At 45.3% G+C, this 24,672-nt stretch carries 17 protein-coding genes, 8 tRNA genes and 1 pseudogene; 9 read left to right on the forward strand and 17 right to left on the reverse strand.

Translation table 11 applies throughout. The features are described 5' to 3' along the window. Positions 1–9: 9 nt before the first annotated feature. On the forward strand, positions 10–2,640 hold the full coding sequence (locus G4D73_RS05730; RefSeq protein ID WP_213687576.1) for a PepSY domain-containing protein: 2,631 nt from the start codon (positions 10–12) through the stop codon (positions 2,638–2,640). 98 nt (positions 2,641–2,738) lie between these two features. Then, complete coding sequence (locus tag G4D73_RS05735) at positions 2,739–3,533, forward strand: YdcF family protein (protein ID WP_180037071.1); 795 nt, start codon at positions 2,739–2,741, stop codon at positions 3,531–3,533. Between the two features lie 25 nt (positions 3,534–3,558). On the opposite strand, the gene G4D73_RS05740 is transcribed toward G4D73_RS05735, so the two are convergent. The 11 genes and pseudogenes from G4D73_RS05740 to G4D73_RS05790 form a co-directional block, all read right to left on the reverse strand. Beyond that, the gene (locus G4D73_RS05740; RefSeq protein WP_004645832.1) at positions 3,559–4,020 is read right to left on the reverse strand and encodes a DUF2750 domain-containing protein; all 462 of its coding nucleotides are present in this window, start codon (positions 4,018–4,020) and stop codon (positions 3,559–3,561) included. Between the two features lie 72 nt (positions 4,021–4,092). Next, positions 4,093–4,168 (reverse strand) — tRNA-Val (locus G4D73_RS05745). 105 nt (positions 4,169–4,273) lie between these two features. Beyond that, positions 4,274–4,350 (reverse strand) — tRNA-Asp (locus tag G4D73_RS05750). Positions 4,351–4,362: 12 nt separating this feature from the next. Beyond that, a tRNA-Val gene (locus tag G4D73_RS05755) sits at positions 4,363–4,438 on the reverse strand. Positions 4,439–4,507: 69 nt separating this feature from the next. Then, a tRNA-Asp gene (locus G4D73_RS05760) sits at positions 4,508–4,584 on the reverse strand. 14 nt (positions 4,585–4,598) lie between these two features. Next, positions 4,599–4,674: transfer RNA gene (locus G4D73_RS05765), tRNA-Val, on the reverse strand. A gap of 21 nt (positions 4,675–4,695) precedes the next feature. Then, positions 4,696–4,772 (reverse strand) — tRNA-Asp (locus G4D73_RS05770). A 48-nt stretch (positions 4,773–4,820) separates the two neighbouring features. Continuing rightward, positions 4,821–4,897: transfer RNA gene (locus tag G4D73_RS05775), tRNA-Asp, on the reverse strand. A 28-nt stretch (positions 4,898–4,925) separates the two neighbouring features. Beyond that, a tRNA-Val gene (locus tag G4D73_RS05780) sits at positions 4,926–5,001 on the reverse strand. 493 nt (positions 5,002–5,494) lie between these two features. After that, on the reverse strand, positions 5,495–6,028 hold the full coding sequence (gene elsL, locus G4D73_RS05785) for a cell wall-recycling L,D-carboxypeptidase ElsL (RefSeq protein ID WP_004731981.1): 534 nt from the start codon (positions 6,026–6,028) through the stop codon (positions 5,495–5,497). 125 nt (positions 6,029–6,153) lie between these two features. Next, positions 6,154–6,507: pseudogene (locus G4D73_RS05790) on the reverse strand (YbaN family protein); the annotation flags it as partial. An 87-nt stretch (positions 6,508–6,594) separates the two neighbouring features. On the opposite strand from G4D73_RS05790, the gene G4D73_RS05795 reads away from it, so the two are divergent. From G4D73_RS05795 to dapE, 3 genes are all read left to right on the forward strand, one after another. Then, complete coding sequence (locus G4D73_RS05795; protein ID WP_213687577.1) at positions 6,595–7,470, forward strand: DUF1853 family protein; 876 nt, start codon at positions 6,595–6,597, stop codon at positions 7,468–7,470. Positions 7,471–7,582: 112 nt separating this feature from the next. Beyond that, positions 7,583–7,735 (forward strand): entericidin A/B family lipoprotein, encoded by a 153-nt coding sequence (locus G4D73_RS05800; protein ID WP_004280704.1) that lies wholly within the window; start codon positions 7,583–7,585, stop codon positions 7,733–7,735. A gap of 121 nt (positions 7,736–7,856) precedes the next feature. Further along, positions 7,857–8,993 (forward strand): succinyl-diaminopimelate desuccinylase, encoded by a 1,137-nt coding sequence (gene dapE, locus G4D73_RS05805; RefSeq protein ID WP_213687578.1) that lies wholly within the window; start codon positions 7,857–7,859, stop codon positions 8,991–8,993. Between the two features lie 65 nt (positions 8,994–9,058). Here dapE and G4D73_RS05810 read toward each other — a convergent pair whose 3' ends face one another. The 6 genes from G4D73_RS05810 to pilG form a co-directional block, all read right to left on the reverse strand. Continuing rightward, positions 9,059–9,517 (reverse strand): hypothetical protein, encoded by a 459-nt coding sequence (locus tag G4D73_RS05810; RefSeq protein ID WP_044111490.1) that lies wholly within the window; start codon positions 9,515–9,517, stop codon positions 9,059–9,061. 3 nt (positions 9,518–9,520) lie between these two features. Further along, the gene (locus tag G4D73_RS05815; RefSeq protein ID WP_213687579.1) at positions 9,521–13,972 is read right to left on the reverse strand and encodes an Hpt domain-containing protein; all 4,452 of its coding nucleotides are present in this window, start codon (positions 13,970–13,972) and stop codon (positions 9,521–9,523) included. A 167-nt stretch (positions 13,973–14,139) separates the two neighbouring features. Next, positions 14,140–16,212 (reverse strand): methyl-accepting chemotaxis protein, encoded by a 2,073-nt coding sequence (locus G4D73_RS05820; protein WP_213687580.1) that lies wholly within the window; start codon positions 16,210–16,212, stop codon positions 14,140–14,142. Between the two features lie 46 nt (positions 16,213–16,258). Further along, complete coding sequence (locus G4D73_RS05825; RefSeq protein WP_004280709.1) at positions 16,259–16,795, reverse strand: chemotaxis protein CheW; 537 nt, start codon at positions 16,793–16,795, stop codon at positions 16,259–16,261. Between the two features lie 5 nt (positions 16,796–16,800). Beyond that, positions 16,801–17,169, reverse strand: coding sequence for a response regulator (locus G4D73_RS05830; RefSeq protein WP_004280710.1), 369 nt, complete (start codon positions 17,167–17,169; stop codon positions 16,801–16,803). A 25-nt stretch (positions 17,170–17,194) separates the two neighbouring features. After that, positions 17,195–17,578: a twitching motility response regulator PilG gene (gene pilG / locus G4D73_RS05835; protein ID WP_004280711.1), complete on the reverse strand. Its 384-nt coding sequence runs from the start codon at positions 17,576–17,578 to the stop codon at positions 17,195–17,197. A gap of 286 nt (positions 17,579–17,864) precedes the next feature. Between pilG and G4D73_RS05840 the strand changes: the two genes are divergently transcribed. The 4 genes from G4D73_RS05840 to G4D73_RS05855 all read left to right on the forward strand — a co-directional run bounded on the left by G4D73_RS05840 (position 17,865) and on the right by G4D73_RS05855 (position 24,638). Beyond that, on the forward strand, positions 17,865–18,512 hold the full coding sequence (locus tag G4D73_RS05840; RefSeq protein WP_213687728.1) for a hypothetical protein: 648 nt from the start codon (positions 17,865–17,867) through the stop codon (positions 18,510–18,512). A gap of 51 nt (positions 18,513–18,563) precedes the next feature. Beyond that, positions 18,564–19,691 (forward strand): efflux RND transporter periplasmic adaptor subunit, encoded by a 1,128-nt coding sequence (locus G4D73_RS05845; protein WP_213687581.1) that lies wholly within the window; start codon positions 18,564–18,566, stop codon positions 19,689–19,691. Positions 19,692–19,715: 24 nt separating this feature from the next. Beyond that, positions 19,716–22,823, forward strand: coding sequence for an efflux RND transporter permease subunit (locus G4D73_RS05850; protein WP_213687582.1), 3,108 nt, complete (start codon positions 19,716–19,718; stop codon positions 22,821–22,823). Positions 22,824–22,919: 96 nt separating this feature from the next. Continuing rightward, positions 22,920–24,638: a proline--tRNA ligase gene (locus tag G4D73_RS05855; RefSeq protein WP_213687583.1), complete on the forward strand. Its 1,719-nt coding sequence runs from the start codon at positions 22,920–22,922 to the stop codon at positions 24,636–24,638. Positions 24,639–24,672 lie beyond the last annotated feature (34 nt).

Here is a 24,672-nt window from a genome sequence, read left to right on the forward strand (position 1 = left end):
CTGACGACCATGTTTAAAAAGACATTTTTCCAAATCCACTGGTTTCTGGGGATTACAGCAGGTTTAATCCTCTCGATAATGGGGGTCACTGGCGCAATCTATTCCTATGAACAACAAATATTAAAATGGATGAATAGCGACAGTTATACGGTTCAGGTTCAGCAACGTGACAAACTCACGCCTGCCGAGCTGTATCAGCACTTTAACCGTACTGCGCCTGACATGAAGATCAACAGTATTACCGTGGCACAAGATCCGAGTGCTTCGAGTACTGTGAATGTTGCCAAAGAAGGCGCACGGCGTGGTCAGAACATCATGATCAACCCGTATACTGCGGAAGTCTTGCCAGAGATTAAGGGTCGGGAATTTTTCCAGTTTGTTCAGCAACTGCATCGTAATTTGACGGTTGGTCCGGTGGGTAAGCAGATTACCGGTGCCTGTACCCTGATGCTGATCTTTTTTGTCTTGTCAGGTCTGTACCTGCGCTGGCCGAAACGTCATTCGATCAAGCAATGGTTCTTTGTAAAACCTCAACTGAAAGGCCGTAATTTTATCTGGGATCTGCACGCTGTTGTGGGAACCTGGGTGGTGATTTTCTACCTGATTCTGGCCTGTACCGGTCTGTACTGGTCTTATGACTGGTGGCGCAACGGCATGTTTAAGGTGCTGGGTGTAGAGCGTCCGCAACCGGAAATGCAGGCCAATGCCGGCAATAACCGTGGTGAAGGACGTCCAAGCGGTGAACGAGGTCTACGTGCCGAAGGTGAAGCACGAGGCGAAGGCCGCCAAGGTGGCGAACGCGGTGCTCGTGGTGAAGGCCGCGAAGGTCTCAGCCCTGAAGCCACTGTCCGTGCATTGGACCATAGCTGGATTGGCTTTAACACTGAATTTTCAGATAAGTATTCTACTGTAACGTTTAACCTTCCGAAAAAACCGGATGGTGAAATGCAACTGAGCTTTGTCGATCCAATCGTTCAGCATGAACGTGCACGAAACAGTGCCACTTATAATTACCAGACAGCTGAATTTACTAAAGTTGAGCTGTATGAAGATAAAAAGCTCAATGAAAAGATCATGAGCAGCATGTTACCGGTGCATCGTGGCAGCTTCTTCGGCCCGATCTACCAGTTCTTTGCCATGGTCGCAGCCTTGTTGATGCCGTTGTTCTTTGTGACCGGCTGGATGCTCTATCTGAAACGTCGCAAACAGAAACGCTTAACGCTGGCAGCACGTCAGGGTGCGACTTTAGTAAACCTAGATGAAAATTCCAAACCGTGGCTCATCGCGTATGCGTCACAAACAGGGGTTTCTGAGCAGCTGGCTTGGCGTACAGCAACTGCCCTGCAGGAAGCGCGTCAACCGGTAACCGTCAAGCCGGTACAACAGCTGACGCTTGCCGATTTACAGCAAACTGAACAGGTATTATTTGTTGCCAGTACCTATGGCACGGGCGAAGCACCGGATCTGGCTTCTTCTTTTGAGAAAAAAATCCTGTCTGCTCAAGCTGATCTCAGTCATTTAAGTTATGCTGTATTGGCCTTAGGTTCTCAGGAATATCCAGACAGCTATTGCAGTTTTGGTCACCGTATTGATCAGTGGTTAAAACAGAATGGTGCCCAGCAGCTATTCAATACAATTGAAGTCGACAATGCCAATAACGAGCATATCCAGCAATGGAATACTGCACTGGCACAAGTCACTCGACTTGAGCTACAAGCGATGAGTATCGATAAGACCTTTGATCACTGGAGTTTGAGTAAACGTGAAGTCCTCAATCCGGGTAGTCTGGGTGCGCCTGCCTTCAATATCGAACTGACCCCTGAGCATGAAGCCGTCTGGCAAGCAGGTGATATTGCCGAGATTCAGCCAGGAAATAGCCCAGAACGTATTCATGCATTTATGCAAAAGCACCAGATAGCAGCGGGTACACAAGTACCTTCTATGCAACAGAATATTGAACAGGCACTCTGGGATCGTGATCTGACTCAGGCTGAACCTTTTGATTCTCTGGATCAGCTCCTCACGCAATTACCGGTTTTGGCAACACGTGAATACTCCATTGCCAGTATTCCAAGCCAGCAGGTTTTACGTCTGGTGGTACGTCAGCAAACCGATGCTAGTGGTAATCTGGGATTGGGTTCAGGCTGGCTGACCCAGCATGCGGCTCTCAATGCGCCCATTGCACTGCGTATTCGCAGCAATGAATCTTTCCACCTGATTGATGACAACCGCCCGATTATCTGTATTGGTAATGGTACCGGCATTGCCGGACTATTAAGTCTGCTCAGTGCGCGTAACCGTCAGGACTATAGCCAGAACTGGCTGATCTTCGGTGAACGTCAGCGTGAACACGACTTCTTCTTTGAAGAAACCATTCAGGCCTGGCTGCAAATGGGAACCCTAAAACGTCTCGATCTTGCATTCTCGCGCGACCAGCAGGAAAAAGTTTATGTACACCATAAACTGCGTGAACAGGCTGAAGAACTAAAAGCTTGGATTGCTCAAGGTGCAGTGATTTATGTCTGTGGTAGCATCAATGGCATGGCCAGCGATGTGGATCAGGCCCTGATTGAGATTCTCGGTGAAACGATGTTAGATCAATTACGTCTGGATGGACGTTATCGCCGTGATGTATATTAAGATAACCTGATATGCTAAAAACCGGGCTCAATGGCCCGGTTTTTATTGAAGATGCAAAAGCAATAATAAGAATATGAATAAGAAAAAAGGAACCCTGGATGCTCAATCAACTTAAACGAAGTCTTAGCCTGATCTCTGGCTTGATCCTATGTATCAATAGCGTCTGGTTACTGAGCCAAGGTCAGAGGCATTTTGCTATTGCCCTGTCGATCTTCATTGGGGTGGCACTCATCCTGTACGCCTTATTTTTTTCATCTATTCAGCGCTGGAAACAGAATTCCCGATTCAGAACCTTGTTCTGGAACAGTCTCTGGGGCGGATTTTTATTCTGGATAATCAGTGTCGCGGCTTTCTTTGTTTATATCCAGATGTCAATCAACCCGAATATTCCGGCACGACCTGCTGCAGCGATTTTAGTATTAGGCAGTGGCATTAATCAGGGTCAGCCCTCACCCATCTTAAAAAATCGTCTGGATACCGCAGCAAAATATGCAGAACGATATCCAAATACTTTAATCATTATGACCGGTGGACGAAATTTCCGGGAGAGACAGAGCGAAGCTGAAGTCATGCAAAGTTATATCTACACGAACTATCCGCAGCTCAAAAACCCCATTAGCTTAGAAGATCAAAGCAGAAGTACCCAACAGAACCTGCAATATTCTCAGGCAATCCTAAAACAGCAACATATTGATCGAAATGAGCCCATTGCGATTGTCACTAGCGATTTTCATAGCCCTCGTGCCCGTGCCATTGCCAGACATCAGGGTTATCAACAAGTCATCAGCCTGAGTGCCAGCACACCCCAGAATGTTCGCTATAATTCCTGGTTACGCGAATATTTTGCTTTGATAAGTGGCTGGCTACTGAATGAATATTCATTGTTCCAATAAACAAGCTGTTTTAAAAACAATAAATTTAATTTAAACGGATCTGCCTAGGCAAAGGCATATCCGGATTTTTAAACAGTTCCGGCTTTTGTACATAGATCTGATACAGATAATTTTTAATATCAAGTAATAATTTTTCCGGTGCCACCAGAATATTCTGCCCTTCCGGGGTCAGGTCAAGCGAAACAATGGTACTTTCCTGACGTAAAAAGGGAATGACTTTCTCTACAAAATCCTTGAGACCAATTTCCTGAATCTCGTAATTTTCCCAATTGTCTTTAATCAACAGTCGAGCCAGACCTTTACTTTGCCAACAGGCAAATGCGCGTTGTCCGGTCGGCGTGGCACATAAGGCCCACCCATCCTGATAGAGTGCAAAAATGCCAGCATTAGCAACAATGGCTTCAATATATTGCTTATAAAGCTGTTGAGGATCGAAAGCAGTTTTTTGGGATTTGGTCGCGGCTTTGCGCTGATAGGGATTTCTCATGGTCGTGAAATCTTAATATTATTATAATACAATCAGATTCTAAGGAATAAATAAAGTTGAAGCAAGAAGATATGGTGGGCGCTGACGGGATCGAACCGCCGACATTCTGCTTGTAAGGCAGACGCTCTACCAACTGAGCTAAGCGCCCTGAGAAAACAACAACGTTGTTTTAAATGACGCAAGACCAACAAGGAATGTAGTCTTGGTATCTTGAAAACTCAGATCTCAGGAATCCAAGCTTTTCATCTTAAGATGGCGCAGCGGACGGGGCTCGAACCCGCGACCCCCGGCGTGACAGGCCGGTATTCTAACCAACTGAACTACCGCTGCATCGTAAGAATCTGGTGGGCGCTGACGGGATCGAACCGCCGACATTCTGCTTGTAAGGCAGACGCTCTACCAACTGAGCTAAGCGCCCTGATAAAGAGTGTCAATCTTTAGTTTATTAAATTCAGGCTCAGGGACCTCAATTTAATTTCTTTTGAAATGGCGCAGCGGACGGGGCTCGAACCCGCGACCCCCGGCGTGACAGGCCGGTATTCTAACCAACTGAACTACCGCTGCATAGCAAAAGAATCTGGTGGGCGCTGACGGGATCGAACCGCCGACATTCTGCTTGTAAGGCAGACGCTCTACCAACTGAGCTAAGCGCCCTCAAAAGGTCTATCGTATAAATGGCGCAGCGGACGGGGCTCGAACCCGCGACCCTCGGCGTGACAGGCCGATATTCTAACCAACTGAACTACCGCTGCATTTACACAATGTCGCTATTGTGGCAAACGAAAATCAAGATCTTAAAGTGGCGCAGCGGACGGGGCTCGAACCCGCGACCCCCGGCGTGACAGGCCGGTATTCTAACCAACTGAACTACCGCTGCAACTATAAGGCCTCAACATGAAAGAGCTTGGTGGGCGCTGACGGGATCGAACCGCCGACATTCTGCTTGTAAGGCAGACGCTCTACCAACTGAGCTAAGCGCCCTTTCTAAACGTCTATCATCGTTTGATGGGTGCATTATAGAGAATCTGCACAGCCTGTCAAACGCTTTTCGGAATGTTTTCCACTTTTTAGGTGTGAGTGATTAAAAAATAGGTTGTTTGTTAAAAAAAACAACACTTTTTGTTTATTTTTTAAGTCTCTACCGAAATTTTTTAATTTTCAGAATGAAAATAGAAGCGAAATTTTGTGTTTTACCCTGCGAAGTTTCAGTCTAACCACACGACATATTCCAATTCTGATTAAGGATTATACAAAGCTTTAAAATACTCGACGTTGTGTTCATGTAATCTTTCAACTGTCATTTATTTTTATTCAGAAAATGCCAGTAAATCTAAACTTCAAATAATCATTTAACCCATTCCATGCGATAAAAATACCATCTGGATCAGATTAATTAATCTTTTCTGCTGTCTCCACCAAGCAGATTCAGTCCATAAAAACAAAACCATTTTCACATAATCTTAAAATCTAACTTTTATTCGCTTTTCGAAACATTCAGCCTGCCCAGATCTAATGCCTGTTCTGAAATATAGACCAGTGCATCTTCACTGATCAGGTCAAATAATTCAGCGACCTCCGGATTACGCATACGGATACAGCCGTGCGACAGCGGCTCTCCCATCTTTTCGGTTTCTGGGGTGCCATGAATATAGATATAACGCTGATAGGTATCGCAGCCCTCGCCTTGATTAAAACCCGCTTCAAGGCCACTCAGCCATAAAATGCGCGTCAGGATCCAGTCCCGCTGCGGGAATTCTGCCGCCAATTGGGGATTATAAATTTCACCCGTCGCCTGACGTGCGACAAATACACTATTTAAGGGAGCATTCTGACCAAACTTTTCAGCAATCTTGTGCCAGCCACGAGGAGTCTTGCCACTATTTTCAGTTTCACCAATGCCATTTTTGCCACTGGAAATCAGATATTGCTTGTTTAGACGGGGCAGATACAGTTTTTGTTGGGCAAGATCAATCAGGATATCGGCTTGATCCAGATGCAAGGTATTCATGACTTGTTATTCTCAGACTCTATTTTATTTGGCTTTATAGGGTTTAACTGATTATCTTCAGATGGCGCTGTTGGTAGATCTGTCTTTTCTGGGTCAACTGTATTTTGCTGAATAAGGATCTGATTCGGTTCAGGGCGTCGCCATAACCAGATCGCGACGATCAGCATCGTAATATTGGTAAAGGCTTTTACGGCCAAGGGTGCAGTAGTAAACAGCATGATGATCCCGCTGATCAGCATCATGATACTGGCCAGCCATTTGGCCTTACGCGGTACAGTACCGTGGGCACGCCAATCTCTTAAGGTCGGACCATATTTGGGATGATTCAATAACCAGTCATCCATTTGTGGCCAGCCTTTGGATGAGGCCCAGGCGGCCAGAATCAAAAAGACCGTTGTTGGCATACCCGGCAGGATTGCACCGATAAAGCCCAGGATCACAAACAGCACCACCAGACTTCGCCAAAACAACACTTTCATACATCAACCCTAACCGCAGAATTCAGGTAGTATAAAGCGTTTTCCGATACTGTCCGTTGTATTTCTGCACTTTTCATAGGTTGTACTATGCCCTTTTCCAGTTTAAACCAAAATCTTGTAGAAGCATGGCAACGTTATCAACATCCTCTGGTGCGGCAACTGGCATTTGCTGTTGGCAGTCCGAATATCCTGTCCCATATTCCAGATGAACTTGAGCTCATACATCGCTTTGAGTTGCATGACAGCCAGATCTGGCAGCAACATCTTAGCCGTTATCATCTACGTTTAGAGTTTCTTGATCAGCACCCAGAAGAATTAATTGAATTTGTGCAGCAACTGAAAAGCACGCGTTTAGGGCTGCGTTTTGAAATGCTGGTCTGGTTCTGGTTGCTTGATGATGCTTACCATCCCTATCGGCTGCTTGGCCATAGTCTGCAAAAAATTGAAGGCGCCAAAACCTTGGGTGAGCTGGATTTTCTGCTATTGAATACTGCTACAGAACAGATTGAACATTGGGAAGTAGCACTGAAATATTATCTGGCCGAAGCCGATTTTAGTCTGCCGCATTGGTATGGCCTGAACCGCACCGATACTTTAATCAGAAAAATGAAACATTTCACACAAAAACAATTCCAGTTTGATGAGGCTTTGCAGCATCCCATTCAAAAACGGTATTGCGTCCTGAAGGGACAGCTGTATTTGCCTACACATCATGCCGATCAGCCAATTCCCTCATGGATCAATACCGAGCGTCGTCTGGGCTTATGGGGACAGCATATTCCTGCTGCACAGCACGGTTTCTATCGTCTGCAACGACATGAATGGATTTATCCGCAAGCCCGGCCGAGCAGTTCAGCTGCGATTTGGTGGACGGATGGACTTTATAAAAAACTCGATAGCAATGACTTTTATATGTATCGCAATCCGGTGCTGATTCAGCATCCTTCGCATAAGCCCCTATAAAGCATTACATTTATTAACCGAAGCACTATGAAAACCACATATTTTTTAGAGCGTATATTTTCTACTCTAAGTCCCACATCATAATAATTTTATTATTGATTATACGGAGATGATGATGAAAAAAATTCTTGCTGCTTCATTAATGATGGCTTTTGTATTGACTGGCTGTAATACCGTAAAAGGCATGGGTAAAGATGTGTCTAAGGCTGGCGATGCGGTAACCAATACTGCTGAAAAAACCTCTGACGAAATCCGTCAAAACTAGTTTTTTACTAAACGCTCACAGAACCCTATCTCAGATAGGGTTTTTTTATATCAGTCGTTCACATTCAAGCCTATATTCGCCTATTATAGAACCGAAAAAATTATCGACCGTTGAATACCGTATGAGCTCTTCCGCTACCCTCGATTTAAGTCTGCAACTATTACGTCAGCCTTCTGTCACACCGATTGATCATGACTGCCAGAACATCATGGCTGAACGTTTAAAGAAGATTGGTTTCAATATTGAATCCATGCGCTTTGAAGATGTAGATAATATCTGGGCACGCAAAGGCACAGCAAGTCCGGTCTTCTGTTTCGCTGGCCATACCGATGTTGTGCCAACAGGGAATCTGGATGCCTGGAACTCAGATCCTTTTTTACCAGAAATCCGTGAAGGCAAACTTTATGGTCGTGGCAGTGCCGACATGAAGACGGCTTTGGCAGCCATGGTAGTTGCCACAGAACGTTTTGTTGAAAAATATCCGAATCACAAAGGTTCGATTGCCTACCTGATTACTTCAGATGAAGAAGGTCCATCGATTAACGGCACGGTGAAAGTGATTGAAACACTGGAAGCGCGTAATGAGAAAATTACCTGGTGTCTGGTCGGTGAACCGTCAAGTACTAATAAACTGGGCGATATAGTCAAAAATGGCCGTCGTGGTTCATTAAATGCCAACCTTACAGTCAAAGGCAAACAGGGTCATGTGGCTTATCCGCATCTGGCCGTGAATCCGATTCATACCGCTTCTAAAGCCATTGCTGAACTGTGCGACACAGTCTGGGATCATGGCAACGAATATTTCCCGGCGACGACCTTCCAGATTTCCAATATCAATTCGGGTACAGGCGCAACCAATGTTGTTCCCGGCACCATGAACCTATTGTGCAACTGGCGTTATTCAACTGAAGTGACCGCCGAAGAACTCAAAGTACGTACTTTAGAAATTCTGGATCGTCATGGTGTGGACTATGACATTTCTTGGACTTTATCTGGCCTGCCTTTCCTGACGCCAGTTGGTGAACTAGTAAATGCAGCTAAAACCGCCATTCTGAATGTGACGGGGACTGAAACTGAACTATCGACTTCGGGCGGTACCTCAGATGGCCGCTTTATTGCCCCTACCGGCGCACAGGTACTGGAACTTGGCGTATTGAATGCCACGATTCATCAGATCAATGAACATGTCGATATTGCAGACTTAGAGCCATTGGCTGAAATCTATGAGCAGATTCTCGTGAATTTACTTGCCAATTAAGTAAATTCATAACGCAATAAAAAAGGAACTCCATGGAGTTCCTTTTTTATATTTTATAGCCTGGATTACAGCCCGATTGTAGCCTGAATATTGGTCATATTCGGAATATGGAACAGCTGTTCGTTCATGCGCACATATTGAAAGATGGCAGGATCATTCACCGGCTGATCGACATCGACCACTTCGGAAATACGAATCCGGATGGTTTTCGGCATTTCATTACACATCAGGGCAAAGCGCTGAGTAATTTCATCCCCCTCAATCACCAGTGCCACCCCATTTTGACGTGACGGATCATTCACTGCATAGACCGGTAACTGTGCCTCATGCCATTCTACAGTTTTGACCTGAGTATTGCTATCCAGTGCTGACAGGACAATGTTTTGTGGCAATAACATCGGATCTTTGCCATGACAATCAATAATATAGGCATCAATAAATCCGGTCGATACCGTAATCAGATGCTGAAGTTCCTGCTGGCTAATCTGATCAGCCATTTTATTGCTTGAATTGGTCTGACTCATATATTACCTCTGTTTTTCAGCAATCAGTTGCTGGATATTGGCCAACAGTTCCGCTTCCTGGAACGGTTTACCCATATAGTGCGTTACGCCCAAGCTGAATGCACGTTCACGATGCTTCTCACCGGTACGTGAGGTAATCATAATAATCGGCAAGTCACGGTGAATATCATGGTGACGAACCAGATTGGTCACTTCGAAACCGTCCATGCGCGGCATTTCGATATCCAGCAACATCAGATCCGGTCTGACGTTTTCAAGCTGCTCGATCGCATCCACCCCATCTTTAGCAGTGACAATATCATAGCCTTGACGTTCAAGCAGACGTGACGTCACTTTACGTACAGTCACCGAGTCATCGACAATCATCACTAGACGACGTGCATTTGCATTACGCGAACCATCACGCTGATCATTCAGCTGTTTGACACGCTGTGTCGCCTGAATCTGGCGGGCAACATTCTGTCCATCGAGAATCAGACAGACCTGACCATCACCCAGAATCGTGGCACCGGCCACTACCCCGACGTTGGCAAACTGCTGTCCAATCGGTTTTACTACAATCTGCGCTCGTGAACCGACCAACTGATCGACCAGCAAGGCAATGGTTTGACCACTATTACCTTTAATCAACAGCACCGGCAATGAATGACCAACATTATTCAGACGTGGAATCGGCTGGTTGCCAACAAACTCAGACAGATAACGCAGCTTATAGTTTGCGCCATCGATCTTGAAATAGTCATCTTTACTGTTGAAATAGCTTTCCAATGTGGTCGGTGCAATACGCACGATTCGGTCAATCTGCGCCAGAGAAATCGCATATTGCTGATCACCCACTTTCACCATCAAGGCATCGCTGACCGCTACGGTCGTCGGTACGCGAATCGTAAAGACCGTACCCTTGCCCAGTTCCGAGCTCACTGACACATGGCCGCCCAGTGATTTGATCTCGCTTTGTACCACATCCAGACCGACACCACGACCAGAAATCTGGGTCACTGCTTTCGCGGTACTGAAACCAGGATGGAAGATAAATTGCAGGATTTCTTCCTGATCAATGACTTGATCCGCTTTGATTAGATCCAGACTCAGCGCTTTTTCACGAATCTTCTCCGCATCGATCCCCTTACCATCATCACTAAAGGACACGATTACATCGGTTCCCTGACGGCTGATGTTCAAGACAATAGAACCGACTTCCGGCTTGTTCAGTGCGATACGATCTGCAGTATCTTCCAGACCATGGTCAATCGCATTACGCAGCATATGCTCAAATGGGGTGACCAGACGCTCGAGAATGTTACGATCCAGTTCACCTTCGGTATTCTGTACGATCAGTTCTGCAGGACGGTTCAAGGTGGTCGAGGTTTGACGCACGATACGCTGTAAACGCGGCAACATCCGATCAAATGGAACCAGACGGGTACGCATCAGGCTTTCCTGAATCTCGGCCTGAATACGGGATTGTTGCAATAACAGACCTTCAGTTTCGCGAATCTTGTCGGCCAGTGTACTCTTGAAGTCGACCAAATCTGATGCAGATTCTGCCAGTGATTTAGACAGCTGGTTGAGCGACGAATACTGGTCCATTTCCAGCGGGTCAAAGTCAGCATAGCGCGAGTTCTCTGAACCGTGTTTGGCAATAATCTGTGATTCCAGCTCGCCTTCCATTCGACGTAACTGATCGGCAAGACGTTTGATCGCCAATTCCATCTCGTTCAGGGTATTGCCTAGCTGACCCAGGTCCATCTCGATACGCGAACGGTTAATCGAGTTCTCACCGGACAGGTCAATCATCTTCTCGACCAGATCAGCAGAGATACGGATCATCTCGTTATTACTATCGCTGGTACCGCTATTCGCCCATTCACCCATCATCTGTGGCGGTTCAGTACCATCACCTTCAACAAAGCCGAAGTCGGTGCTGACTACAAGATTATCTGTTTTCGCCAGACGCTCAGGCAATTGCGCAGTAACGTCCACATAAGCAATCTTTTTCAGACTGCTGTGAAGCGGCTCAAAGCCGCTATAGTCGCGCTGGAAAATCGCCTGTCTTAACCAGACCAGCGTTTTCTGCAATAAGCCATCATAGGCATTCGAGTTAAATTGATAGACCGCAAACTGTTCGAAAGTCGTTTCCAGCTCATAGGCAATACTGGCCACTTCTTCAACATCAATCATACGTGCGCCACCCTTGATACTATGGGCGGCACGCTGTAATTGCAGCAATAAACTACGGTCACTACGCTGATCAAACCATTGATTGAGGAGCTTCTCGGCATTCGCCAGAATCTCTTCGGATTCTTCCAGGAAAGACTCTTCAACAATGGATTTCAGTTCGTCTTCTTCAGAACGTTCTACTGGTGTGTCTTCAATAGCCTCAGAAGACTCAGAGATTTCCAGTAATTCTTCAGCTTCTGCCAAATCAGTTGCAGGCTGTTCAGTCGTTGCTAACTCTTCAAGTTGCGGTTCACGAATTGATGTCGCTTCGACCTCTGCAACTTCAACTACAGTATTCGCGCTCTCCACAGCAGCAACAGCTTGTCCAGACACCAGCACCTGAATATTTTGCAGAATCGCAATCGCTTCTGGTGCAGGATAATCAATGCCGTCTTCCCGAATAGATTGAATACGATCGGAAATGTTGTCCTGAACCAGACGAATAATCTGGATTAAAGCAGGTGTCACGGCAATTTGCTGACGGATCACCCGCTCATAAATACTTTCCAGTTCATGCGCAATCAAACCGATATGCGATGCTGCGATCATGTTTGCACCACCTTTTAAGGTATGCAAATGACGCATCAGATTATTCAGCGAGGTTGTATCGTCCTGTTTTTTGCTCCAGGTATTCAGATCTTCATCAATGCCTGCGAGCAGTTCATCCGCTTCTTCCAGGAAGATACTTAATAATTCTTCATCAAAATAACGGTTGGTTTCAGCACTTTGCTGCTGTTGACGATCCGCAGTGATGCGTTGGCTCAAACCAGCAAAATCGACACTGCCTGTCGCGACAGTTTCAGCCGCCTGCGTAGTCTCTGAGCTTAGCTCAATATTCTGACTGCTAGTATCTTCAGCAAATATCTCGAGATCCTGCTGCACAAATGCAGACAGTTCGCTGAGTATTTTTTGAATCTCATCATTCAGAATGACGCGCTGTCCTGCGGCCAAGGTATCAAATAAATGAATAAATTCCTGATGCGCCTGTGCGAACAGTTCATAAGCATAATCGCTGTTTAGCAGCACTGGCTTTTCAAGCAGCGCATCATAAGCCAATTTCAGGTCGGCAGTGAATTCATGAATGCCTTGCGCTGCCCGGCTTTCTGTATGTGCCAGCAATTCTGCAGCCTGCTGGCTGAGTGCCTGAATATATTCCGGATAATCGACTTGGGCGCGTTTATCAAATTCAAACTCGGCATCCAATAACAGATCAATATCCAGCTCAACCAGTTTAGACACCAAACCTTGCGTCTGAATGCTATTGGTTTCAGTAACTGCAAAGCCATAATTATTCCAGACACGCTCAAAGGTGGCATATACCGCATCCAGTTTTGCAGTATTGCCCTGACGTAGCAAATGCAGATAGTCACTGACAAACTCAGCATACTGAATCAGTAAAGCGGTTTCTTTTGATGTTGAGACAATTTCATCTTGTAGCAAGGTTTTGAACAGATGCTCTACTTTAGAGCTGGCCTCAAAAATCTGCTCAATCTGCGCCATCGATGAACTGCCGCGCAAGGTATGAATCGCACGAATCAGCGCATTATAATCTTGTGATTTTTCATCTTCAGTGCGAAGGAAAGTCGCAATCGTATCCAGATGCTCTTCTGCTTCTTCAATAAAGATCGCCACAGTTTCTTCGATATCACTGCGAACCGGTACTTCTACTGGCGCTATTGTTAGCTCAACTTCACTTGGCTCATTGTCTGCAAGCTCAAGACCTGTCATCTGACCTTCAGCGGTCAAATGATCTGCCAATGCCAGTAATTCTTCCAATGCAGGTTCAGGCGAAATTTGTTGTTGTAATTGTTGTCCCAACAGCACCATTGGACGCAGATCGAGATCCAATTGCTGTACATGTTTGAATTTTGGATATAAAGCATATTGATAGACATTCAGTACCGCTTGGGCAAATTTCTGTACCGTCGGTGTTAGCTGAATCGAACCGGACAAAACCCGGTTTAAGGTATCTTCAACCGCCCAGGCCATTTCCCCTGCCGATTTTGCCCCGACCATGCGGCCTGAACCTTTCAGGGTGTGAAAATGGCGGCGAATGGTCTTCAGATTTTCTTGATGATCTGGATTGCTCAACCATTCTGGAAATAAAGCATTTAACTCAACGAAGATCTCTTCGATTTCCTCAACAAAAATTTCAAGAATTTCTGCATCTTGGTCAAGATAACTATCTTCAGGAAGCGTTGTCGTTTCAACTAAATTTTTTAATATTTCTTTCATAGCTCATGCTTCTTACGTTATGCCGCCAAGAAGGGCGCTCAAACTTAATTGTGACCGTCACGCGATACCTAACGTATGAAGTTAAGTACATCTTGTCGAGGCTTTATCTGTATTTTCTGAATGTGTCTCAACCGCGGTCAAGACACATTTCCCCATCATGTCTGACTTTATTCTGGTAGTTTAAAGTCAGATACAGATTCACGTAATGCATCGGCCATGTTTGCCAGTTCAGATACTGAACGTGCTGTATCGAAGGTTGCACTGGTGGTTTGCGAGGTAATTTCCTGTACGACATTCATCGTGGTCGCAATATGACCTGCAGATGCTGACTGCAGTTTCGCAGCATCAGAAATGTTCGCAATCAGTTTCGCAAGGTTGTTCGATACTGTTTGAATCTCATCTAGTGCTACACCGGCATCTTTAGACAAGTTCGCACCACGTACAACTTCCGATGTAGTTTGTTCCATCGAAATAACGGCTTCGTTCGTATCCGTTTGAATGGTTTTTACCAGGCCTTCAATCTGCTTCGTTGCAGAAGCTGAACGTTCCGCAAGACGCTGTACTTCATCGGCTACGACCGCGAAACCACGACCTGCTTCACCGGCCATCGATGCCTGAATTGCTGCGTTTAATGCCAGGATGTTCGTCTGGTCAGCAATATCGTTAATCAAGGCTACGATGTTACCAATTTCCTGAGAAGATTCACCCAAACGTTTAATACGTTTTGAAGTTTCCTGAATCTGTTCACGAATCGTGTCCATACCCTCAATCGAGCGATGTACGACATCCGCACCGTTTGCAGCAATTTGTACTGAACGCTCTGCTACCACCGCTGATTCATCGGCGTTGGCAGATACCTGGTCAATCGACAGTGCCATTTCGTTAATCGCTGCAGAAGCACCAGCAATTTCTTGTGCCTGATGCTCAGATGCTTCAGCTAACTGGTTGGTAATGCTTTGTGTAGTTGCAGTATATTGCGCAACTTCTTGTGAAGTTTCAGTAATACGCGATACCAGGTCACGTAACTGGTCAATCGCAAAGTTAATCGAGTCGGCAATTGCACCAGTAAAGTCTTCAGATACTGTTGCATATGAACGCAAGTCACCGTCTGCAAGATCGGCGATCTCATCCAGTAAACGTAAAATCGCATTCTGGTTACGGTCATATTCTTCTTGTAAACGGCCTACACGCTGCTTATCCGACAAGCCACGCAGAGAAAGTAACTTGAATACACACAGCAAGAAACCGACTAATAATGCGATCAGAAGGACTGCCGGAACAACCGTTTTAAGACCTGAGTTACCCGATAATTTATTCAGGTTGTCCAAAAGCATATCAGATTGAGAAAAAATAGATGCGGCTGCCTGACGAACTTTTACGATCTGTGTAGAGTTTTTCAGAATAATCGCTGATGCAGATTCCAGTACGTCATCATATTCAGCCTTGATGCCTTCCAGAGATTCACGCAGGGTTGGATCAGCAATACGCTGTACACCCAGTTCAGCAGAACCATTTAACTGTGCATTCAGATAAGAACCAAAAGTTTCGGTATCGGCACTGAAGTCATCCGCAGATTCACGTGAACCATCATTACCTGTCAGTACCAAACTGATTGAACGTAAGATACGTTCTGCAATGAATACCTGGTTTTTGGCAATAACCACCTGGTTCGATGGCATATCTTGACGTGCCATCTGGTCGACCATCAAGTTATATTCCGCCTGAATCCCCGGAATCGCTTCACCAATCGCGATGTTGGTGTCGTATAACTGGTTAATAATCTTTTGTTGCGAGGTAATCAGATCAATACTGCTGGATACTTCTGTCCACTGTTTATCAACAGCTTGCAAAGCATCATTGTTAGAGTGAATACTTTTAACTGTCTCAAGGTTTTCAGCAAAAGCTTTTTGCGAATCAGTCAGGTTCTTCATGGCCTCAGGCGTACCCGAAGCTGTCGCTTCAGTCGCTTGGCGCGAAATCGTTTGCGAGAGGAGACGCAAATCACCCAGACTTTGAGTGAGTTCATTGGTACGTGGAACACTATAAAAAAGATACAATAAAGTGATCAGTGCGGCTAAAAGACAGCCTGCTGCTCCATAGATCAGCGGTTTTGATTTCTCACTATCACCGAAGACACGTGATAACTGATCTACTTGCGTTTGAATCTTAGCTAAAAAAGCATTACCGCCTTTGCGGCCAGTGCTCTCACCTGTATTTTTCTTTTTAAGTTTAAAGCCCATGCAGCCTCTCCCCGGTTGACGCCTTGCTTAGTTTCGAGCGCGACATTTAATTTATAAATTTTATAGATGCGTTCATAAATTTTGGATTTTGCAACAGACGACTGAATAAAAACACATGCCACTGCTGGTTGTGCTGATGGAAAAACCCCTGACAATATTCTTGTAAGTTTTTATCCAATTCAGATTTCTTCGAAAAGAAACTTTTCTTATTGAAATGTTGTATACCCAAAACTTGATCTACGACCAAACCCACATACTGGTCATTATGGTTGATACATAATACTTTTTGAGTCGGTGAAAATTGACTGCTTTGCCCTGATACGTACTGCGTCAGATCAGAAACCGATAACAGTCTTCCCCGGATATTCGCCAGACCCAACACCCATGCTTGCGTCTTGGGTACCGGCGTATATTCTGGGGGATAAATCACTTCTGATACTTCCCCCAGCGGGGCAACAAAATATTGCCCCATCATCTCAAAAGCAATGCCCGACCATCGGTTAACTTCATTGCCATTGGAAACGTAGTTTTTATTCCCCCGTTTCGCAATGCGAAGCAATTCGATAAATCCATTTGCTGCCATAGAGCTTATCCTGCATTGAGGTGCTGCTTAATTACATCTATTAATTGTTTTTCATCGACTGGTTTTGTTAGATAATCCGCTGCGCCTTGACGCTTGCCCCATACACGGTCAGTGGCCTGATCCTTAGTACTCACAATCACGATTGGAATATGTTTGGTCGTTGCACCACGTGCAATCTGGCGGGTCGCCTGAAAACCATTCACGCCCGGCATAACCACATCCATCAGGACTAGGTCCGGCAATTCTGCCTGTGCCATGGTGACGCCATCTGCGCCATTGGCTGCTTCAATCACCTCAAAGCCGTGTTTAGAAAGAATCTCTCTAAAGCGAAAAGTTTCTGTCGGTGAGTCATCCACAATTAGGATACGTGCCATGCCAATTCCCCAAAAAAATCAAATATTAAGCACTAATATGGTTACGGATTGCATTGAGCAATTCATCTTTACTAAAAGGTTTGGTCAGGTATTCATCTGAACCCACGACACGACCTTTGGCCTGATCAAATAAGCCATCTTTACTTGATAGCATAATCACAGGAATATTCTGGTAATTCTGAGAGTTTTTGATTAAGGCGCAGGTTTGGTAACCATCTAGGCGCGGCATCATAATATCTACAAAAACGATATCTGGATTTGCTTCGGCAATTTTTGACAAAGCCTCAAAACCGTCTACTGCAGTAATGACCTCATAACCTTCGCGTTGAAGAAGAGTTTCCGCAGTACGACGAATGGTCTTTGAGTCATCAATAACCATAATTTTTAGATTTTGGAATTTATCGTCCATTTGTTTAACCCTTCCCATTTTAGAAACTATATGCCATAAGGCTCATAGGATTATTTTATTACGATCGATAAACATTTTTAACATAAAGTCACTTGTATTATCAATGAACATTTTCTACACAAGTAGACAAAATCATTTATTTTTAATAACAGCTTCACATTTTCTTATCGTTATTGGTTTTTTTTTGACTAACGGTAGTTTTTTATTGATAAATTTAAGTCTAATATAACAAGATTATTACTTTAAAATAAGTAATTTAGTCAACTTTAAATTCGGGGAGCCAATGATGAGTCAGTTTTTAAGAAAACTTGCTGTCATTGATAAAAATAAAATGACTGGTCAATTCATTGCTGTTGTGCTGCTACTGTTACAGGTGAGCTTAACGTGCGCGAGTAGCAACCAACTCCCGCAAAAAGCCACCTGGTATCGTTATTATGACAGCAAGGGTGTGGCCAATATCAGTACTAACGTCACACCAAATCATATCCGTTATGGTTATGAAGCACTTGACCAGAATATGCAGGTCATTAAACGTGCGCGTCCTTATAATGCCGAAGCGGATATCAGACAGGCGCCACAGCGTGCTCAACAGGCTAAGCGGATTGCCGAAGATCATAAACTCAAGCGTGCTTATAGCAATAGCCAGACCGCTTTACAGAAAAAAAACGATAGCCTGGTCCAGTTAAAAAAACAGATTGATTTTCAGCAAGAACAAATGAAGCAACTGCAAAAAGATCGGGTCATGTTCGTACGTCAGGAACGTGAATATTTACGTAAAGGTAAAACCACACCGGCACATCTAAAAACCATGCTAGACAACAACCAGAAAAATCTCGTTTCCCAAAAAGAAAATATTCAGTCTTTACAAAGTCGCTATCGAAATCTGGAAGCAGAATACGACAAAATTATCGCCCGTTTAAAAGCACTTGAATAAATACAAATAGCTGGTTGTGGTTTTGATTCACAGCCAGCTAAAAGGACTCTTATGCAAACTGCACAGCATTCTCATGATTTAAATATGCCTTCCCCGCGCTCTATCCTGATCATGAGTGCACTTTGCTTAAATATGTTTTTAGTGGCTTGTGATAAAAATGAACCCGTCCAGCAAACCGAAATACCCAAATCCATTGAAGTCATTCCTCAAGATCTAGTTGCAGTTCAATCTGGCAATTCAGTTCAAAAAACTGCATTCACCGGCACCATTCGTGCAGTCAATCAAAGCAGCATACAAGCACAGGTCTCTGCTACTGCCACCAGCGTAAACGCGCAGGTAGGTCAAACAGTTGTCAAGGAACAAGTGCTGGTACGCCTGAATAATCAGGACAATGCAGCCCGTCTGGCACAGGCACGTGCGAATCTGGCCTCAACTCAAGCGCAAGCCAATCAGGCCCGCAATATGATGCAGCGTAAAAAGCGCCTGCTCGATCAGGGTTTTATTTCAAAAGTAGAATATGAACAAAGTCAGGTGGACTATCAGGCACAGCTGGAAAATGTTCGTGCCCAGCAAGCCAATGTTGATATTGCCCAGAAAGCAGATCGTGATGGCACCATGACCAGTCCGATCAGTGGCGTGATTACGCAACGTCAGGTTGAACCGGGTCAAACCGTTGCCATTGGACAAACCCTGTTTGAAATTGTCGATCCGAAACGGCTGGAAATTCAAGCACGCGTACCTAGTGATCTGCAATCAGGTTTAAGACTGGGCAGTCAGGTCGAATACAACATTCAAGGTAATCCAAATCGGCTCACTGCCGTAATTAGCCGGATTTCCCCCATTGCAGATCAGGCCAGTCGCCAGATCGAATTCTTTGCCACGCCGAATGAAACCATTCCTTCGCTAAGTATCGGCTCCTTCGTTGAAGGCAACATTCTGAGTTCACAACAGATTTCTGGCCAGCTGATTCCATTAGATACTATTCAAGACATTCAGAATAAACCTTATGTCTGGATAATACGCCAGAATAAAATTATCAAAGTCAATGTTCAGGTACTAGAACAGCGTTATAGCGACAACATTGCCGTGGTTCAAGGACTGGAGAGCAGCGATCAGGTCAGCCGGGTTAAATTTAGCGAAGCCGATCTGCAAAAAACTGTCACCCTTCGCGCCAACTAAAACCATTCATACAGGATCATTGACATGTGGTTTACCCGAATTAGTGTGAAGTATCCGGTTTTCACCATCATGATGATGTTCTGTTTGATGGTACTGGGACTGGCTTCCTGGCAGCGGATGGGCGTTGAAGAATTTCCTGATGTCGATTTCCCTTTTGTGGTGATCTATACCAACTATCCGGGCGCTTCTCCGGAAACGGTTGAATCGGAAATTACCAAAAAACTTGAAGATCAGATCAATACCATTTCCGGTTTAAAACAGGTGATTTCCCAATCCAGTGAAGGCCTGTCCATCATCACCACCGAATTTAATCTGGATGTCACGTCGACCACTGCAGCTCAAGATGTGCGGGATAAAATCGCCTCTGTGACTGCTGAATTCCGTGATGAAATTCAGGAGCCGATTGTCGAACGTTATGACCCGACGGCGAATGCGGTGATGTCGATCGTATTTGAATCCGACAATATGGATGTAAAAGCGCTCAGTTCTTATCTGGATCAGCGGATTGTGCCACAACTGCGCACAGTCCCTGGGGTCGGAACGGTTAATCTGCTGGGTGATGCACAGCGCCAGATCCGGATTCAGGTGCAACCGCAAAAACTGCAAGCCTTTGGCATCGGTGTGGACAGTGTCATCAATACCTTAAAGGCCGAGAATATCGAAGTCCCGGGGGGGACACTTAAATCGGGTAATTCGGAACTGGTCATTGAAATCAATTCCAAAGTCTTGCATCCCCTCGCCTTCGGCGATCTGGTCATTGCCAATAAAAACGGCGTACCGATTTTCCTGAGACAAGTGGCCAATATTCAAGACAGTCAGGCCGAGCTGGAATCCGCTGCTTTTCTAAATGGCAAAACCGCAGTCGCAATTGATATTCTGCGCAGTTCAGACGCAAACGTCATCGAAGTAGTAGACAAGAGCTACGCAACTTTAGAAAGTATTGAGGCGCAGCTTCCACAAGGCACTACTTTACAAGTAGTGGTAGATTCCTCCAAAAGTATCCGCGGCACCATTGGCGATGTAGCCCGCACCATTATTGAAGGTGCGGTACTGGCCGTGCTGATAGTCCTACTTTTTCTGGGTTCTTTCCGTTCAACTGTGATTACCGGTTTGACTCTGCCCATTGCACTCTTGGGCACCTTAACCTTTATCTGGGCCTTTGGCTTTAGCATCAATATGATGACTTTGCTGGCGCTATCCTTGAGTATTGGTCTGTTGATCGATGATGCGATTGTGGTACGTGAAAACATTGTCCGGCATGCCGACATGGGCAAAGACCATGTAACTGCCGCGCTCGATGGCACAAAAGAAATTGGCTTAGCCGTGCTGGCCACGACACTGACCATTGTTGCCGTATTCCTGCCTGTGGCCTTTATGGGCGGAATTATTGGCCGTTTCTTCTACCAGTTCGGGGTCACGGTAAGTATGGCCGTTCTGATCTCGATGTTTGTCAGCTTTACCCTGGATCCTATGCTCTCTGCACACTGGGCAGAAAAGAAAAAAGATCCAAACAAAAAACCAGGTCGGGTGAAACGTTTCTTTAGCTGGATCTCCGGCAAGCTGGATAACTTAAGCCATGTCTATGAAAAATTATTAAAACTGGCCTTACGTTTTAGACTTATTACCCTGCTGATTGCGGTCGCTTCATTATTTGGTGCTTTGGGTTTATCCAAACTGATCGGCACCGAATTTGTACCGGTCCCGGATAAAGGCGAAATCCGGATCAAGTTTGAAACACCGGTCGATTCATCGCTTGAATATTCACAAGCCAAACTGCAGCAGGTGGATCAGATTATTCGTCAGCATCCGGATGTCAAAGCCACTTATGGGGTGATTAATGGCGCAACTGACCGCGGTAAAAACCATGTCAGTTTACGGGTGACTGTAACGCCGCGTACCGAACGTGAAAAGACCCTGAATGACCTGAATAATGAATTCCGCCAGCGTCTACAATCGGTTGCAGGAATCAGCATTACCTCGGTGGCATCCGCCGATGAAACCGTTTCAGGTGGCCAGAAGCCGATCATGATTTCGATTAAAGGTCCGGATCTAGATGAACTGCAAAAAATTTCCGATCGCTTTATGACGGAAATGGCGAAGATTAATGGCATTGTCGATCTGGAAACTTCATTAAAAGAACCCAAGCCGACTCTTGATGTACAGATCAATCGCGTCTTGGCCAGTGATTTAGGTTTATCGGTCAATCAGATTGCCAATGTAGTGCGTCCGCTGATTGCCGGTGATGATGTCACGACCTGGCAGGATGAAAAAGGTGAAACCTATGATGTGAATCTGCGCCTGACCGAAGACCAGCGCAGCTTGCCTAGCGATTTACAGAATATGTATATCACCTCGAATAAAACCGATGCCAATAATCAACCAGTTCTGGTCCCGCTTTCGAGTGTCGCCAAATTTCAAGAAAAACTGGGCGCCTCGCAGATTAATCGACGTGATCTGGCACGTGAAGTTCTGGTCGAGGCCAATACTTCAGGACGTCCTGCAGGCGACATCGGGACGGATATCAGCCGCTTGCAAGAAAATTTCGATATGCCACCGGGTTATAGTTTCGACACTCAAGGCTCCAATGCCGACATGGCAGAATCCGCAGGTTATGCACTGACTGCGATTACCCTGTCGATTGTCTTTATCTATATTGTGCTCGGTTCGCAGTTCAACAGTTTTATTCATCCTGCAGCAATTATGGCCTCACTGCCATTGTCGCTGATTGGCGTGTTTCTGGCCTTATTCCTGTTTAATTCCACCATGAATCTATTTTCGATTATCGGCATTATCATGCTGATGGGACTGGTGACCAAGAATGCGATTCTGCTGATCGACTTCATCAAGAAGGCCATGGACCGCGGCGAAGACCGTTATGATGCGATTATTGCCGCTGGTAAAACCCGTTTGCGTCCTATTCTGATGACTACCAGCGCGATGGTCATGGGCATGGTGCCACTTTCCCTAGGGCTAGGTGAAGGTGGTGAACAAAGTGCACCGATGGCGCATGCGGTGATTGGTGGGGTAATTACCTCTACCCTGCTGACCCTGGTGGTGGTGCCGGTGATCTTTACTTACCTGGATGACTTTAAGAATTTTATGCTGCGTCAGGCACGTAAAATCATGGCATAATTTAATACAACACAATGAGGTGACATTCCCAAAAGCTCACCTCATTTTTTATTGTATAATCCCTGCTTTAACGCTTAATTTTTTAGGACAGTTTCCATGCGCGCGAGTCGCTTTTTATTTGCAACGTTAAGAGAAACCCCGAACGATGCTGAGGTTATTTCCCATCAGCTGATGCTTCGTGCCGGTATGATTCGTAAGTTGGCTTCAGGTCTATACACCTGGTTGCCGATGGGCGTTCGCGTATTAAATAAAGTTGAAGCGATCGTTCGCGAAGAAATGGATAAAGTCGGTTCACTTCAGGTCTATATGCCGGTGACTCAACCTGCATCTTTATGGGAAGAATCAGGTCGTTATGTACAATACGGTCCTGAACTTTTACGCTTCAACGACCGCCATGGCAACCCATTTGTTTTGGGCCCAACGCATGAAGAAGTGATCACTGATCTTGCACGTAACGAATTAAAAAGCTACAAGCAATTGCCTGCAAACTTTTACCAAGTACAAACCAAATTCCGTGACGAAATTCGTCCACGTTTTGGCGTAATGCGTTCACGTGAATTCATCATGAAAGATGCCTACTCTTTCCATGCTAACCAGGAATCACTGCAACAAACCTACGACGACATGTATGCAGCCTACTGCAAAATCTTCACCCGTCTTGGTTTAGATTTCCGTCCAGTACAAGCAGATACCGGTTCAATCGGTGGTTCAGGTTCTCACGAATTCCACGTGCTGGCTTCAAGCGGTGAAGATGATATCGCTTTCTCGACTGAATCTGACTATGCAGCCAATATTGAAATGGCAGAAGCAGTACTTGTCGGTGAGCGTGCGGCACCGACACAAGAACTCAAACTGGTAGATACACCAAATCAGAAAACCATTGCGGATGTATCAGCATTCTTGGGTACCGATCCTGCCCATTCAGTGAAAGCATTATTGGTTCAAGGTGTAGCTACTGAAGAAGGTCAAGCGGCACCAGTCGTTGCTCTATTCCTGCGTGGCGATCACGAACTGAATGAAATTAAAGCTGAAAAACATCCTTTAATTGCTGCACCTTTGACATTTGCTACTGAAGAACAACTTCAAGCACTTGGCTTAACTGCTGGCTTTGTCGGTCCTCAAGGTCTGGTCGAAAAAGGTATCACCGTCATTGTTGACCGTGCAGCATCTGTATTGTCTGACTTTGTTGCGGGTGCAAATGCAGCAGATCAACACGCGACAGGTGTAAACTGGGAACGTGATGCGCAGTTCACTGAAGTTTATGACCTACGTAACGTAGTTGAAGGCGATCCATCTCCAGATGGTAAAGGTACGCTTCAAATCAAACGTGGTATCGAAGTGGGTCATATCTTCCAGTTGGGTCAAAAATACTCTGAAGCTTTAGGCTGTAAAGTCTTGGGTGAAGATGGCAAGCCATTCACTGTAACAATGGGCTGTTATGGTATTGGCGTGACGCGTGTGGTGGCTTCTGCAATCGAGCAGAACTTTGATGAGAAAGGCATTATCTGGCCAACTGCCATTGCACCGTTTGAAGTTGCCATTGTGCCGATGAATGCGCACAAATCTCCAAGAACTATGGAAGCTGCTGAAGCACTTTATGCTGAATTACAAGCTGCAGGTTTTGACGTGTTACTCGATGACCGTAATGAACGTCCGGGCGTGAAATTCTCTGATCTTGAGCTTACAGGTATTCCACATCGTATTGTGATTGGTGAAAAAGGCTTGGATGCAGGTACTTTTGAATATAAAGGCCGCCGTGATGCTGAATCAGTAAATATCTCGAAAGAAGAATTATTGGCAAAAATTGCTAAATAATTTAGCTTTCTTATAAAAAATCCCGCGTAATGCG

Source organism: Acinetobacter sp. WY4, from assembly GCF_018438165.1.
Taxonomy (GTDB): domain Bacteria; phylum Pseudomonadota; class Gammaproteobacteria; order Pseudomonadales; family Moraxellaceae; genus Acinetobacter.